The sequence below is a fragment of the Acetobacterium wieringae genome, from assembly GCF_001766835.1.
Taxonomy (GTDB): Bacteria; Bacillota; Clostridia; order Eubacteriales; family Eubacteriaceae; genus Acetobacterium; species Acetobacterium wieringae.
Map to the genome: position 1 here is coordinate 1 of NZ_LKEU01000022.1, position 780 is coordinate 780.

Here is a 780-nt window from a genome sequence, read left to right on the forward strand (position 1 = left end):
TTAAGAAAGGATTTATGGCACTTTAATTGTACCATCCTTTCGCGTTTTTTTGAAGAAATGTTTATCCCACAGAGCTTTTGCTTTGCCTTTTATCGATTGATCCGTTATGCTCTGATTACCTGGTTTTACGGATCCTTAAAACCTCAACACTTTAAAATCGGAGGTTTTTTACAATGACTGAAAAAGACAAAGAATTGATTGCTTTATTTCGCTATGGCCTGATTGCGCCGTTACTGACGGATACCGTCACATCGCACACGACTTATCTGGATGAGATCAGTGCAAAAACCCATGATGTCCCCCATTATGGCATCCGCACCTACAACCGCAAAACCCTGCTGGAATGGCATCGGCTGTACCGGCGCCATGGTTTTGATGCGCTCAAGCCCAAGGTTCGGACGGACAAAGGTTCATCCCGGGCGCTACCGGCAGAATCGGCCAAACGGCTCCTTACGCTGCGAACGGAAAACATCCATTTATCGGTGAAGTTGTTCCATGAGTGGCTCATTCATGAAGGCCACTTCACCAGCTCCGACTGTTCCTATTCGACGGTGTATCGACTGCTGAAAAAACATCAGATGTTAAAGCCATCAGTGGCGGATACGTCGGATCGCCGCCGTTTCGCCCATGTTGATATCAACACCCTGTGGCAGACCGATGTTTCCCACGGCCCATATCTGACTCTTAATGGTAAAAAGCGCAAAACCTATCTGATCGCTTTTATCGATGATGCTTCCCGGCGGATTACCGGGGCTCAGTTCATGCTGGCTGAAAAGAATG

1 protein-coding gene is annotated in these 780 nt (G+C 47.3%); it reads left to right on the plus strand.

Annotation, left to right across the window (positions count from 1 at the left end):
- Nucleotides 1-173: 173 nt before the first annotated feature.
- On the plus strand, nucleotides 174-780 hold a 607-nt coding region (locus ACWI_RS05445), incomplete at its 3' end, for a helix-turn-helix domain-containing protein (RefSeq protein WP_139142324.1).